Genomic DNA, 14,422 nt, shown 5'->3' with positions numbered 1-14,422 from the left:
TTTTCTTAACTACAGTGTATACTTATTTGTAAGAAAAAAAGATGCCACATGGCACCTTTTAGGAGGAAAGTATGAATTTTCAAGAACTTTTTCAGAGCCTTGGCGCCCCGGCCATCGCCTTTCGCCCGGGAGATGTGCTCATGTACCCCGACAGTGCCGAATTTTCCATCCTGCTCTTGGAATCCGGCACCGTGGAAGTGTCCCGCTACGCCCAAGACGGGAGTCGCATTCTGCAAAGCTTCATGACCGCGCCCCAATGCTTGGGGCTGATCGAAAGCCTCACCGAAAGCCCCGTCCTCTCCGGCGTAAAAGCCGTCACCGCCGGGCGCTACTACAGCCTGAGCTTGAAGGATCCCATTTTCCAAAAGCCCGAGGTCCTTATGCTACTCTTGCGCTACTTGGCGAGCCTCAGCGAAGAAACCATGCGGCAAAACGCCGAGGAAAAACACCTGTCGAAAAAAGACCGCCTGGCCTACGCCATCTACAAAAACACCAAAGCCCCCTTCCCCGCTGCATTGCCCCTGAAGCGGGAAGACCTGGCGGATCTTTTGGCCATCCCAAAAAGGAGCTTGTATCGGTATTTAAATGAACTGGAGGAAGAGGGGTGTATTTTTAGAAAAAACGGAAAAATTTTTGTCGGCGAGGAAGGACATCAGTTGCTGGCAGATAAAATTAAATGATTTTCTCTTTACTTTTCGCACACCCTTTGTCCTTGCTTTCCGAGGGCTCACTTTTTGTAAATAATTCCCTTCTGGTTCTTACACACCATGTTATCAAGCGTTACTCCCGGGGGAGGGAAAAAGGGCGTTCGGTTGTGGTGTGTGATTTTTTAAATGCGTAGCTAACTGTATAGCATGGTCTTTCTTTTTCGCTTAAAATACCATTTCCACACGGTTCTGAAACCCGGGGAAGGGGCCAGGGCGTTGCGATTCGCCCTCTGCCCCTTCCCCGGGGCCCCATCCCCTTTCATGACCTATCCCGACGAGCGTAGCGAGTCGTGGAAGGTCAGATGCAGTCTTACACCGTTTCGAGAAGGCGAAGCCGTCTCGAAGCGGATGTATAGTTGTACCACCCACAAACGCCTTCTAGCAGTGCAAATGCCTGACGGCATTTGATTCCTGTTGGGCCGCGTCGCCAAAAAGAAATTTTGAGTTGGGCGAAGTTACTTTTACGCCAGGAATAATTCTTCGCCCAACTCACTTTCCCTCCCCGGGAAAAATTCGCAAAGGTATCAGTTGTGAAAGAGAAAATAGGATTACGAATCACATGAAATAAATCAATTAATGGCTGTTTTGCTCCATATCGATAATATGATCCACGACGATCATCATGGCCACGGCCACATCGGCGTAGTCGTCGTCGATGACGTCGATGACGAAGGTGTCGCCCCAGGCGAAGACTTTCTTCTCGATGGCCGCCACTTCTCGGTCGGCATTATCTAGAATCCGAAAGTCCCAAGAAAGGATGTCGCCTTCGAGGCGCAGATCGCTTCCCTTGTAGGCAATGTCGATTTTCTTTTTGAAAAGGGAAAAGCGGGCCTTGATGTCCATGACATCGCCGTTTTCGAAGCGCACGTGATAGGTGGGCATGAGGTGCATGAGCTCCTGTTCAACGGAAAACAGCGGGTTTTTCTCCCCGTCCGAGACATGAACGTCGTAGCCGAAAAATTTCAGATTCTGGTCGATGTAATAGACCGGCGCCTCGGATTCGTCGGTGACGGCGTAGTGATCTTCGAGTTTTAATACTTTCTGCTTTGCGTAAAGACGATACATCATGACCTCCGGTGGATTTTTTTATTTTTTCTTTTTTCTCTGTTTTATTATACCCACAGAAGAGGGCTTGGCCCATGGCGAAGCATGTTACATGATGTTTTTTTCTTCGCTTAAAATATGTTCTTTTACGGTTTTGAGACCCGGGGAAGGGGCCAATCTTTTAAACGCATAACAAATAGACTACATGGTGATTTTCTTTCGCCTTTTTCCATTAATTTCATAGGACTTACACTTTGTGTGTCGCGATCCTATTTACTCTTTCTCAACTTATATCTTCGCAATTCTTTCCGGGGGAGGGAAAAAGGGCGTTGCGATTCGCCCTTATCCCTCCCCCGGACCCCCACCCTTTATCCCTAACGCTTTCATAAAGTGCGGAACCCTAACGGGTTCCGATTCCTGTTGGGCCGTGTCGCAAACGAAAGAAATTGAATTGGGCGAAGAATTCTTATTGGCGAAAAAGAAACTTCGCCCAATTCAAAATCATTCAAGAGCGAAGAAGCCAAATACAAATCAAATGCCGTCAGGCATTTGCACTGCTAAAAGGCGTTTGTGGGTGGATGGGGATGTACAACTATACATCCGTTTCGTGAAGGCTACGCCTTCCCAAAACGGTGTAAGACTGCATCTGACCTTCCAACGACTCGCGACCCTCGTCGGGATAGGTCATGAAATCGCAACGCCCTAGCCCCTTCCCCTGGTCTCAAAGCCATGAAAGAGCAATTTTTTAGCGAAAGAAGTAACTTGATTTCTCCATATATACTAAGCGTTTTAACGGTGTGCTAAAACAAAAGAAAAAAACTATTTTATAAAAAACATCCTCCTATACATCATTCCTCGCACAAACAGCTCTTCAAACCGCATCTTATACCGCCTCCCCCAGGAGGAAAACCGCACATACACTTCCCCCTCTTCCTCCACCACCTCCGTGATCGTCACCCAATGATAGCGGAAGGCTTTATGGGGATGATTGGTATTCAACAGGGCCACGGGGCGATCACCATTTAGCGCACGAAGGAGAAATGCTTTGATCTCTTCATCGGTTGCATGGGGCTTTAAAAATTCCGCTTTGTATTTCCTCCCCATGGGGCCCATGGCACGAAGGAGGATGCCCCCGGCGGCGATGCCCCAGGGCCTCGGCGGGGCGAAGCGGAGGATCTCGCCCATAAGCTTCAGGGCCTCGCCTCTGTCTATTCGTCGTTTGCCTTCGGTGTAGGCGATAAGATTGGCCAAGGCGGCGATGCCGCAGGCCCGATCCGCCGCGTAGGTGCTCTTTTCTCGAAGCAGGCTTTGATCGAAGCCGTAGCCTCCGTCTACGTCGATGAAGTTTTTGTGTTTTAAAGCGGCCAGGGTCTTCATGTGTACGACCTTTCTTTTCGGGTAGGTATAATAAATAATAGTTTTTTTATGAAAAGGATGGTGAAATGAAACAATACATTAAACCCTATATACCCTTAATTATCGGCGAAGTGCTACTCATCGCCCTGAGTATTTTGGCGGATCTTTACCTGCCGCGGCTCATGAGCCACATTGTGGACGCCGGGGTGTTGCGAGGCGATGTGCCTTTAATCATCAATAAAGGCATGGCCATGATCGGTCTCGCCGCACTGTCGGTGCTGTTAATGACGGTGGCGGGACTCATGGCGGCGAAGATTTCCATGGGCTTTGCCCGCGACCTACGCAGCGGCCTCTTTGCCCACGTGCTCTCTCTGGATTTTCCCTCCTTCGAGACCTTCGGCGCCCCCTCGATTTTAACTCGCGCCACCGACGACATCAGTCAGCTGGAGCGCATGGCCGTGGTGGCCCTTCGCCCCTTGGTTCGCGCGCCCCTTATGTTTCTCGGCGCCACCTACATGTGCCTCACCACCGACGTAAAGCTTTCCGCCATTATTTTGTTCTGCGCCCCCATGCTTCTCGCCGTGGTCATGACCATCGCCCGTACATCCATTCCTTGCTTTCGCCGCATTCGCGAACTCATGGACGAGATCAACCTCCACTTTCGGGAACGGCTCACGGGGATTCGGGTGATCCGCGCCTTCCGCAAGGAAAGCTACGAAGATCGCCGCTTCGACGAAGTGAACCGATCCATGCGCCGCACCTCGGAGCAGGTGAATAATTACCTCATTACCATGCTTCCGGCCTTTAATTTAATCTTTAACCTCACCATGGTCGCCGTCCTCTACTTCGGCGCCGGCCGCATCCATGCCAATGCCATGGAAGTGGGAGATCTTATGGCCTTTATTCAATACGTGGTGCAGATCATGTTTGGCCTCAGTATGTTCGCCATGCTCTTCGCCATGTACCCCAACGCCAAGGCCGCCTACGACCGCATCGTGGAAGTCCTCCAAACGCCGCCGGCCAGGGAAAATGTAAAAGCATCTTTGCCGGATACGAAGGAAACCTCCCTCGTCTTCGACCACGTGAGTTTTGCCTACCCCGGGGCGGAGCGGCCCGTCTTGTCGGACATTTCCTTTGAAGTGAAGGCCGGGCAAAAAGTCGCCATAATCGGCGGCACGGGCAGCGGCAAGAGCACGATCTTAAAGCTCATCCACCGCTTCTACCACGTCTCCGGCGGCGAAATCCGCTTAAACGGCGTGAACATCGAAGACCTTTCCGCCAAAGACCTGCGCAGCCGCATGGGCTATGCGCCTCAAAAGGCCATGCTGCTTTTAAGGAGCGTGCGGGAAAACATCGGCCTGTCCCACGATATGCCCTTAACTGACGAAGAGGCGGATCGCTACCTTTCCATCGCCCAGGCGAAGGACTTCGTTCACGGCATGGAAGAGGGCGTCGATGCCATCGTGTCTCAAACGGGGAAAAACCTCTCCGGCGGACAGAAGCAGCGCCTCTCCATCGCGCGGGCGTTGGCGAAAGCGCCTGAGGTGCTTCTCTTCGACGACGCCTTTTCCGCCCTGGACTTTCAAACGGACAAGGCCCTGCGCCGCGCCCTGGCCCCCATGACGGAGCACACCGCCACCCTCATCGTGGCCCAGCGGGTCATGACGGTGTTGGACTGCGACGAAATTCTCGTTCTGGACGACGGCAAAATCGTCTCCCGAGGCACCCACGAGGAGCTCATGAAGTCCTCCACCCTGTACCGAGAAATCGCCGCCTCTCAATTGGGAGAGGAGGTGCTCTATGCCTAGACTTAAAGGCGTTACGGAGCGGGATCGACGGAGTCTTCGAAGCGCCGACAGCCGCCGCATTATGAAGCGGCTCATCGGCTATTTAAATCAAGACAAACTGCCCATGGTCCTGGCCATTCTCTTTACGGCCACAGCCACCATCATCGACATCTTCACGCCCTGGATTTTGGGCCTGGGGATCACGAACATCTACGATTCCGTGAAGGCGGGGGCGGGCATCGACTACGGTTATTTAAACCGCATCGCGGCCATCCTCCTCGCCATGTATGTAACCTCCTCGATTTTCTACTTCTTCCGGGGCCGCATCCTCGTGAAGATCACCCAGAAAACCGTCTTTACCCTGCGTAAAGAATTTTCCGAAAAAATTCAGCGCCTCCCCGTGGCCTATTTGGACCGCTTCACCGTGGGGGATCTTCTCTCCCGCATGACCAACGACATGGAATCCGTGGTCAACAATATGCGGCAAAACATCGCCCAAATCATCAGCGCCGTGGTCACCATATTAGGCACCTTGGCCATGATGCTCTATATCGAGCCCCGCCTTACGGTGATTTCTTTAATCGTGCTGCCCGTAAGCGCCCTGGTTACGGCGAAAATCGCCGGCCTCAGCCAGCGCTACTTCCGCGCCAAGAGCCACGACATGGGCCGGGTAGACGGCTACATGGAAGAGATCATCTCCGCCCAGGAAGTGGTGAAGAGCTTCACCTTCGAAGACCGCGCCATCCATGAATTTAATGAAATTAACGACGCCCTCTACGCCAACGCCTACATGGCCCAGTTTATCAGCAGCGAAATCATGCCCCTTATGGGCTTCATCTCCAACTTGGGCTACGTGGCCATCGCCGTCTTCGGCGGCTTCTTGGTCTTAAACGGCGCCATTACCCTGGGCGCCATACAGGCCTTCTTCCAATACTCGAGAAAACTCAATCAACCCATCAGCGGCATGGCGGAAGTGGTAGGGGCTCTGCAATCGGCCATCTCCGCCGCCGACCGCATTTTCCGCGTCCTCGATGGGGAAGAAGAGGCGCAGACCGACGACACCACCATCCTGAAAGAATTAAAAGGCGAAGTCACCTTCGATCACCTGCGCTTCGGTTACGAGAAAAACCAAGTGGTCATCGACGACTTCTCCCTCCACGTGAACCCCGGCGAGACCGTGGCCATCGTCGGGCCCACCGGCGCGGGAAAAACCACCCTTATCAACCTTTTAATGCGCTTCTACGAGCCCGATCACGGCAGCATTTCCGTGGACGGCGTAGACATTCGCCGCCTCACCCGCGACGATCTGCGCCGCCACTTCGGCATGGTGCTTCAAGACACCTGGCTCTTCACAGGCTCCATTAAAGACAATATCGCCTACGGCAAAGAAGACGCCACCGAAGGCGAAATCCTCGCCGCCGCCAAGGCCACCTATGCGGACAACTTTATCCGCACCCTGCCCAATGGCTACGACGAAATCATCACCGAATCCGGATCGGAAATCTCCCAAGGCCAGCGGCAACTTTTAACCATCGCCCGGGCCCTCATCTCCGATCCCGACATTCTGATCTTAGACGAAGCCACCAGCTCCGTGGACACCCGCACGGAAAAACTCATACAAAAAGCCATGGACCGCCTCATGCACGGCCGCACCAACTTTGTCATCGCCCACCGCCTCTCCACCATCGTCGGCGCCGATGTGATCCTCGTCTTAAAAGACGGAAACATCGTGGAACAAGGCGATCACGAAAGCCTTATGGCGAAGAAAGGCGAATACTACGCCCTCTACCACAGCCAATTTGAAGGAAAAGAGATTTAACTGCAAATACTTTTCTCCTCACTGAATAATTTTTACAAGCGCGGGTAAGTATAAAATGACATCATTATTAGGACTCAATCGAAAGGAGATCTTTCATGTTATTTTGGTTAATTTTCGGCGCATTGGCCGGCTGGATCGCAAGCAAGATCATGGGCAAAGACGAATCCATGGGCGCTGTAGCAAACATCGTCACCGGGATCGTCGGATCCTTCATCGGCGGCTTCATCGCAAGCAACGTCTTCCACATGGGCAAAGTGTCCGGCTTCAACCTCTACAGCCTCATCATCGCCGTCATCGGCTCCGTGATTTTGCTGTGGATCGTGAATGCAGTAAAAAACAGAAAATAAGGCAAGAAAAGGGGCTTTTGAATAAGCCTCTTTTTTCTTGCCCTTTTTTCTGTTAAAAAAGACGGATCTTTTGGGGATTTTCTTTTTTCTCGCTCACCTTTGGCTTTGTTTTGGATGGCACACCTTTTGTGATTCGATTCCTTTTATATCCTACGCACCATATCTTCAACAATTACTTCCGGGGGAGGGAAAAAGGGCGTTGCGATTTCATGACCTATCCCGACGAGCAAAGCGAGTCGTTGGAAGGTCAGATGCAGTCTTACACCATTTCGGGGAGGCGAAGCCTTCACGAAACGGATGTATAGTTGTACGCCCTATGACCCTCAAGGCGGTGGCGCCTGTTCTTAAAACGCTTAATGAACGTAATGAAATCAGGTTACTTTTTCCGCTTTAAAATTGATTCTTACATGGCTCTGAGACCAGGGGAAGGGCCTAGGGCGTTGCGATTCGCCCTCTGGCCCTTCCCCTGGACCCCATCCCACTCCACCCTAACGCTTTTCTAATGTGCGAAGCCCTGGCGGGCTTCGATTTGTATTGGGCTTCTTCGACATCCCCAGACAATGAATTGGGTGAGCTATCTTCGTTTTCCGATGATGAATTACCCGACTCACAGTTTCCTTTCCGCAACACGGCCCAGCAGGAATCGGAACCCGTTAGGGTTCCGCACTTTATGAAAGCGTTAGGGATAAAGGGTAGGGGTCCGGGGGAGGGATAAGGGCGAATCGCAACGCCCTTTTTCCCTCCCCCGGGTTTCAAAACCATTTAAGAATAAAATTTAAGCGAAAGAGAAAACAACACGGAAATTTGTCTGCTAAGCAATTTAATATGGGGCCTCAGGGCTATTGCCCGGCAAAGATAAAAAGGTGAGCAAAGAAAAAAATAGCACCAAAAAACCCACGATGGGGGCTCATCCGCCCTCTCTTGGGTTTTTTTATGCGAAACATGGTGGTGTGCAAAGGAAAAACAAAAGACATTCCTCTCTTAGGCTACAATCTCTTCTCTCAGTTGTCCCTCTTCGAAGTGCAATATCCTGTCGGAGATTCGCTCGGCGAAGGCCCTATCGTGGGTCACGACGATCATGCCCATGCCTTTTTCTTTTAGCCGCCCCAGGGTTTGGGCCAGCTTGTCGATGGTTTCCGCATCCAAGGCGGAGGTGGGCTCGTCGAAGCAGAGGATGTCGGGCTCCAGCATACAGGCCCTGACAATGGCCACCCGCTGTTGTTGGCCGCCGGAAAGGTTTCTCGGGTATTTGTCTTTTTCCTCGTAGATTTCCAGTTCTTTCATGAGCCGCTCGGCCCTTTCTTCCGCTTCTTTTCGGTCGATGCCGTGGTAGACGGGAGCCAGGAGGATATTCTCCCACACGGTCATTTTCGGAAACAGGTAGTAGCCTTGAAAGACCATGCCGATTTTCTTCGCATCGGTGGTGCCTACAGGCATCACTTTGCCGTCGAAGGAGACGGTGCCGGCGTCGTAGGTTTCCAGACCATTGAGGCAGCGGAGGAAGGTGGTCTTGCCTTGGCCGCTTTTGCCCGCAATGGACACGATCTCATCGGAGGTAAAGGTGAGGTCGATGTCGCTCCAAATGCAGCGGTCGCCAAAGCTCTTTTTTAAATTGTCCACGGAAATTTTCATGACGCTTCAATCTTCCTCTCTGAGTATCTCAAAAGCAAGGTCAACAGACCGACGACGATAAGGTAAACCACCCCGACGTAAATGTAGGGAAGGATGGATGACATGGTGTTGGAAACGGATTTGGCCGCCTTCAAAATATCCATGACGCCCAGGATATAGACCAAGGAGGTGTCCTTGACCAGGGTAATGACTTCGTTGGAATAGGCGGGGAAGCTCCGCTGGATGACCACGGGCAAGATGACTTTAAAGAAGGTGTAGGGTTTGGAAAGGCCCAAGACCTTGCCCGCTTCCCACTGCCCGGGATCGATGGATTGAATCCCGCCGCGGAGGATTTCCGCCAAGTAGGCGGTGTAATTGAGGACAAAGGCCAGAAAAATGGAGGTAAACCGGCCCAAGGTAATGCCCGCAGGCAAAAGGGGCAGCCCGAAAAACACGAACATTAATTGAAGGAGCAAAGGCGTCGCCCGCATAATATAAATGTAAATCGCCGCGATCTTCGATATAATGGGGTTAGGGGACAAGCGTGCCCACGCCACCGGGATACAAAGGATGGACGATAATACGATGGTTACGGCAAATACCGACGCCGTCACTTTCATGCCTTCCCCCAAGAGGGGGATTAAACGTTCAAGAACTTCCAAAACTGCCTCCTGCTATCCCATTAGTCGGCGAAATACTTGCTGTAAATTTCGTCGTAGGTGCCATTATCTTTCAGCGTCTTCAGCGCCTTGTTCAGTGCTTCTTGTAAAGCCACATCGTCTTTACGCATGCCCACGGCAAATTGTTCTTCGCCGAAGTTGTCGTCTAAGACCTTGTAGTTTTCTTCGCCGTTTTGCTTCATGTAGTAGCGCGCCAACACTTCGTCGACGACGATGGCATCGCAGCGTTTCGCTTCGATGTCTTTAAAGCATTCGTTGTTGGTGGCGTATTCGACCGGCGGTTCGGCCAAGGTTTTGACAAAGGCCTCGTCTTTCATAACGGCTTCCAGTGCGGAGGATTCGCCTTGCACGGTGATGCGCTTGCCGGCCAAGTCGGCCTTGGAGTTCACGGGAGAATCCTTCATGGTAATAATGATTTGACGGTTGTCCATGTAAGGATCAGAGAAGAGCAACTTCTTTTGACGCTCGGGGGTAATGGAGAAGCCATTCCAGAGGAAGTCCACATTGCCCGATTCAAGTTCCGATTCCTTCACCGTCCAGTCGATGGGTTGGCATTCGATCTTGATGCCCATCTCTTCGGCGGCCTTTTGCGCCAAATCCACGTCGAAGCCGACGATGTTGCCTTTTTCGTCGCGGAAACCCATGGGTGCAAAGGTGTCGTCCATGCCCATGACGTAGGTCTTGCTCTTGTCCAGCTCGCCTGCGGCTTCCTGTTTGGCGTTGTTTGCATTGTTTGCCGCTTTATTCTCCGGCTTCGCACCGCCGGAACAGCCCACAAGCAAAAGCATGGTCAATGCGGTCAAGGTAAATAGTCTTTTCTTCATGATCAGTTTCCTTTCTCTGTTTATCGCTTTACTACGGTAAATCATCATGGACTTATAATACATCCTTTGTCCCCAATTGTAAAGCTTTTTTTCAAAATTTATTGTATAGACGGTGCGCCGTCTCGTTTTTCATTTTATGTACGCCATCCTTCGTCCGTTGGGAAAGGAGTTTTCATGGATACCCACCACGCGACAAATTACGATCACAATCGCCTGCGCATGCACCTGGTCTTCGGCGGCTTCGTCGTCGGCCTGGCCTCGGGCATGATTTCCGTTTTATACCGCTTCACCTTAGGCAAGCTCGACGACGCGAGAATGTTGCTCTATGCCAACATCACCCCGGGGCGCATCGCCCTCATGCTCGGGCTCTTTTTCGCCATGGCCGTGGCCATGCACCTCTTACTTAATTGGTCGCCCTTAAGCGGCGGCAGCGGCATCCCCCAAATTCGCGGCGAGCTTTTAGGCAAAGCCGACATCGCCCCGGTGCCCACCCTTATTTCAAAATTCTTCGGCGGCGCCATGGCCGCCTTCTCCGGCCTCACCCTCGGGCGGGAAGGCCCCTCCATTCAATTAGGGGGCACCCTGGCGAAAATCCTCGCCAAAGTCTTCCACGCCTCGGAAATGGAAGGGCGCTACTTCATCACCGCCGGGGCCTCCGCGGGTCTCGCCGCAGCCTTTAACGCCCCCTTGGCCGGCGCCCTCTTCGCCCTGGAAGAACTCCACAAAAGCTTCTCCCACTTCTTCGTCGTGCCCTGCGTCGTGGCCTCCGTGGTGGCCAACTGGATCAGCTTCCGCATTCTGGGCATGGAGCCCGCCTTCTCCTTTCCCATGAAAGAAATGCTCCCCACCGGCATGATCTGGGCGCCTGTGGTCGTGGGCATCGTCGGCGGCATCTTCGGCGCCGTCTTCAACAAAGGCCTCCTCTTTGCAAGCACCCGCATGAAAAAACTTCCCATGCCCCGCTACCTCGTCATCTTTCTCGCCATGGTCCTCGCCCTTTTGGCCGGCCTCTACAACCCCATCCTCCTTGGCGGCGGCCACGACCTCATCGAGCATTTGGCCACCACCACCGTCGCTGGCAAGGCCCTTATCGCCTTCTTCGCCATCCGCATGCTCCTCGTCTGGACAGGCTACGGCTCCGGCGCCCAAGGCGGCATCTTCCTTCCCGTCCTCACCCTGGGCGCCCTCATCGGCGCCCTCCTCCACGGCATCTTCATCGGCACAGACATCTACTACGCCAACTTCCTCTACCTGGGCATGGCCGCCATCCTCTCCTCCGTGGTGCAGGCCCCCCTCCTCTCCATCCTACTCGTCTCGGAAATGAGCGGCACCATGCTGCAAATGATCTCCGTCACCACCACCGCCATGATCGCCTACATCATCGCCCAGCTGTTAAAGAGCGGCCCCATCTACGAATCCCTCTACGACAATATGTTCCAAAAAGACATCGGCAAACTCCACGACGACTACACCATGCAATACTTCCTCGTCCCCGGCGGCGCCAACTACATTAACGTTCCCCTGAAAAGCCTCCACATCCCCCATCACCCCATCATCGCTTCCGTGCAGCGGGAAGACATTGCCTTCACCCCCAACGCCGACACCACCCTGGAAGGGGGCGACGAACTCCTCGTTCTCTGCGAAGAGCGGCACCTGGAAGCATTGGCCCAATTTTTCGGAGATGCAGAATGAAACGACTGATCCCCCTCCTCGTCCTTTTGCTCCTCGCAGGCTGCGCCAAACAAAAGGCGACGGATACCGTCACCATCGGCGTCTTTGAGCCCCAACAAGGCCTCTACGGCGAAACGGGCCAAGACACCTGGCGCGGCGTCAAGCTCGCCCACCGGCTCCGCCCCGTGGCCGGCGGCAAAAAAATCGAACTCGCCCTCTACGACACCAAGAGCCAATCCATGGAAGCCGCAAACGGCGTCAGCGTCCTCTCCGATGAAGGCGCCCTGGCCCTTATCGGCACCTTCGGCACCGACAGCATGAACCGCGCCCGCCCCGTCATTAACGCGGCGAAAATCCCCACCGTCACCGGCTCCACCGCCGCCGATCTGGAGGGCGACTATTGGATCACCCCCCTCTCCATGAACGACGACGAACAGGCCCGCGCCATGGCCGCCTTTGCCGCAACCACCTTGGGCCTCAGAGACATCGCCGTGGTGGTGGACGCCGAAACAGGCTACGGCAACGACCTGGCACATGCCTTCATCGAAAGCCTCCCCGACTACGTCCGCACCTACCCCATCGACTACCACACCGGCGAAACCCGCTTCAAACGAGAAATCGCCCGATTGAAAAAATACCCCGTCGACGGCATCTACTGCCCGGGGGATTCCGCCGCAAGCGCCTACTTCATTCGCGCCGCAAAAAACGCAGGCATCCGCGTCCCCCTCATGGGCGCCGACCGCTGGGAAAACCCCTCCTTTAAAGAAATCGGCCGAGACGCCGTGGAAGACGTGTACTTCACCGCCCACTACGCCCGCTACGAAACCTTTAACCAGGCCTCCGACGCCTTCTTAAAAGCCTACGAAAAAGAATACGACCGCGCCCCCACAAGCTACGCCGCTATCGGCTACGACGCCTACAACCTCATCGCCGATGCCATGAACCAAGCCGGCCCCGATCGAGACGCCATGGCCCGCTACCTCCGCCGCCTCAACACCTTCGACGGCGCCCTGGGCATCACCAAACGCCACAAGACCAGAAATGTGTCCATTATGCGGCAAAAAGGCAATAAGGCAAACTACGTGAGCACCGAAGAGGTGGCGTACTAAAGACGAGCACACAAAAAGACCACCGACACCCGTCGATGGTCTTTTTTCATCCTTTCAACACCCGCGCAAGCAAATCATAAATAACGGATCAACTGCACTAAATAGGGGTTTTTGAAATGTTTGTTTTCGTCTTTGTCCAATAATCGCCTGTCAAAAACGCGAAAACCGTTGCTTTCATAAAACTTCAACAGCGCCGGCGTATCTTCACATTCTAAGTAGACAAAACGTCCGCTGGAAAGACTCTGAATAAATTTTACACGATCGCAAGCCAAGCGCAAAAGCTGTTCACCGCTAAATAAAGAAAGGACCTCGTCAACCGCGCTATAATTTTTTCCTAATTGGCCGATGAGATAGACCGGAAGCGTGTGTTTTTTCAGACGCCGATCATAGGTCGCATAGGTGGTAATTTTATTTTTATATTTGCTATTGAAGCCGGAAAGTTTATAAAAATCAATGCTTTTTGTCGCGATAGCAAAATACCCAACAAGTTCCGGCTCCCCACGAAAGGGCAAAAAAACCAAATACGTTGTAGAAAAACCACGCTTTGTAAACTCTATGGCCTTTTCATGCAGGAAATAATTCACATCGCCATTGAATACACAGTCAAACCTCAAAAGAATCTTCCGCACTTCAGATTCACCGAGTTCTAATAGCAAATCCTTCAGATTCACAAGGTACGGAACCGGTTTTTGCAGTTTTTCACCCATTCCTAATCCTCTTTATTGAAAAGATTTTTAATCCCGTCTCTTGAAAGTAACTTTGCAGGCTCTTCTTTGTAAGGAGTGCTCTTTGCATATGCTTCAGACTGCGCCATGGCGCGAGCAATGTCTCTCTTTTGCTTTTGTTTTCGAATATCTACTGACTTTAAAAAACTTTTTGTAGCCATGCTCTTCTCCTCCTTTGTGATTTGATTGTACATGAACGAGGAGGTTTTGTCTATTCAATGGTATATGCCTTTTCTATTTCACACCTTTTCTTTAACCGCCAAAGGAGTAGCCGGACCCCCGCATTCGCCATCTGACCCTAGTCCCACAAACAAAACCATCTACCGATCAAATATCCAATTAAGAACAACCGTACTGCGACGCGGCCCAACAGGAATCGGAACCCGTTAGGGTTCCGGACTGCTAAAAAGCGTTAGGGATTACAACTATACATCCGTTTCGTGAAGGCTACGCCTTCCCGAAACGGTGTAAGACTGTATCTGACCTTCCTGCGTCTCGCTTCGCTCGTCGGGATAGGTCATGAAAGGGGTAGGGGTCCGGGGGAGGGATAAGGGCGAATCGCAACGCCCTTTTTCCCTCCCCCGGAAATATAGGATGAAGATAAGGCGTGATAGAACCGACAATATCGTTTCACAAAAGGTGTGCCATCGGAAGGAAAGAACAATTGGTGTGCGAAGGAGAAAAAGAAAAATCAATCACCCATTTCTTCCCCTAAAGAATAAAAAAGGACCGTTTAGGTCCT

The 14,422-nt window shown here is 52.6% G+C and carries 13 protein-coding genes; 6 read left to right on the top strand and 7 right to left on the bottom strand.

Annotated features, from left to right (window positions below):
- Window positions 1-71 precede the first annotated feature (71 nt).
- Complete coding sequence (locus tag WKT05_RS08280) at window positions 72-680, top strand: Crp/Fnr family transcriptional regulator (RefSeq protein ID WP_340413702.1); 609 nt, start codon at window positions 72-74, stop codon at window positions 678-680.
- Between the two features lie 600 nt (window positions 681-1,280).
- Here WKT05_RS08280 and WKT05_RS08275 read toward each other — a convergent pair.
- Window positions 1,281-1,775 carry an LURP-one-related/scramblase family protein gene (locus tag WKT05_RS08275; protein WP_340413701.1) on the bottom strand — a complete coding sequence of 165 codons (495 nt, stop codon included), beginning with the start codon at window positions 1,773-1,775 and terminating at the stop codon, window positions 1,281-1,283.
- A 795-nt stretch (window positions 1,776-2,570) separates the two neighbouring features.
- Entirely contained in the window at window positions 2,571-3,128 is a 558-nt protein-coding gene (locus tag WKT05_RS08270) for a hypothetical protein (protein ID WP_340413700.1), read from the bottom strand.
- Between the two features lie 65 nt (window positions 3,129-3,193).
- Here WKT05_RS08270 and WKT05_RS08265 point away from each other — a divergent pair, with 65 nt between their 5' ends.
- The 3 genes from WKT05_RS08265 (at window position 3,194) to WKT05_RS08255 (ending at window position 7,060) form a co-directional block, all read left to right on the top strand.
- Window positions 3,194-4,915: an ABC transporter ATP-binding protein gene (locus tag WKT05_RS08265; protein ID WP_340413699.1), complete on the top strand. Its 1,722-nt coding sequence runs from the start codon at window positions 3,194-3,196 to the stop codon at window positions 4,913-4,915.
- Window positions 4,908-6,713, top strand: a complete 1,806-nt coding sequence (locus WKT05_RS08260) for an ABC transporter ATP-binding protein (RefSeq protein WP_340413698.1) — start codon at window positions 4,908-4,910, stop codon at window positions 6,711-6,713. Before WKT05_RS08265 ends, WKT05_RS08260 begins: the two co-directional genes overlap by 8 nt.
- A gap of 95 nt (window positions 6,714-6,808) precedes the next feature.
- Window positions 6,809-7,060, top strand: coding sequence for a GlsB/YeaQ/YmgE family stress response membrane protein (locus WKT05_RS08255; protein WP_108832182.1), 252 nt, complete (start codon window positions 6,809-6,811; stop codon window positions 7,058-7,060).
- A gap of 981 nt (window positions 7,061-8,041) precedes the next feature.
- On the opposite strand, the gene WKT05_RS08250 is transcribed toward WKT05_RS08255, so the two are convergent.
- From WKT05_RS08250 to WKT05_RS08240, 3 genes are read right to left on the bottom strand one after another with little or no spacing between them, the layout of a single operon-like run.
- Entirely contained in the window at window positions 8,042-8,692 is a 651-nt protein-coding gene (locus WKT05_RS08250; protein ID WP_340413697.1) for an amino acid ABC transporter ATP-binding protein, read from the bottom strand.
- Window positions 8,689-9,333, bottom strand: a complete 645-nt coding sequence (locus WKT05_RS08245) for an amino acid ABC transporter permease (RefSeq protein WP_340413696.1) — start codon at window positions 9,331-9,333, stop codon at window positions 8,689-8,691. Before WKT05_RS08245 ends, WKT05_RS08250 begins: the two co-directional genes overlap by 4 nt.
- A gap of 20 nt (window positions 9,334-9,353) precedes the next feature.
- Window positions 9,354-10,175, bottom strand: coding sequence for an amino acid ABC transporter substrate-binding protein (locus WKT05_RS08240; protein ID WP_340413695.1), 822 nt, complete (start codon window positions 10,173-10,175; stop codon window positions 9,354-9,356).
- A 174-nt stretch (window positions 10,176-10,349) separates the two neighbouring features.
- Here WKT05_RS08240 and WKT05_RS08235 point away from each other — a divergent pair, with 174 nt between their 5' ends.
- Together WKT05_RS08235 and WKT05_RS08230 are read left to right on the top strand one after the other, a co-directional pair.
- Complete coding sequence (locus tag WKT05_RS08235; protein WP_340413694.1) at window positions 10,350-11,867, top strand: ClC family H(+)/Cl(-) exchange transporter; 1,518 nt, start codon at window positions 10,350-10,352, stop codon at window positions 11,865-11,867.
- Entirely contained in the window at window positions 11,864-12,955 is a 1,092-nt protein-coding gene (locus tag WKT05_RS08230) for an ABC transporter substrate-binding protein (protein WP_340413693.1), read from the top strand. The genes WKT05_RS08235 and WKT05_RS08230 overlap by 4 nt, the downstream gene beginning before the upstream one ends.
- Window positions 12,956-13,029: 74 nt before the next feature.
- Here WKT05_RS08230 and WKT05_RS08225 read toward each other — a convergent pair whose 3' ends face one another.
- Complete coding sequence (locus WKT05_RS08225) at window positions 13,030-13,662, bottom strand: hypothetical protein (RefSeq protein ID WP_340413692.1); 633 nt, start codon at window positions 13,660-13,662, stop codon at window positions 13,030-13,032.
- A 2-nt stretch (window positions 13,663-13,664) separates the two neighbouring features.
- Complete coding sequence (locus tag WKT05_RS08220) at window positions 13,665-13,841, bottom strand: hypothetical protein (RefSeq protein ID WP_340413691.1); 177 nt, start codon at window positions 13,839-13,841, stop codon at window positions 13,665-13,667.
- Window positions 13,842-14,422: the final 581 nt, after the last annotated feature.

It is taken from the genome of Peptoniphilus sp. HCN-40583 (assembly GCF_037892835.1).
GTDB classification, from domain to species: Bacteria; Bacillota; Clostridia; order Tissierellales; family Peptoniphilaceae; genus Aedoeadaptatus; species Aedoeadaptatus rachelemmaiella.
This window is presented reverse-complemented; position numbering and strand designations above follow the sequence as displayed.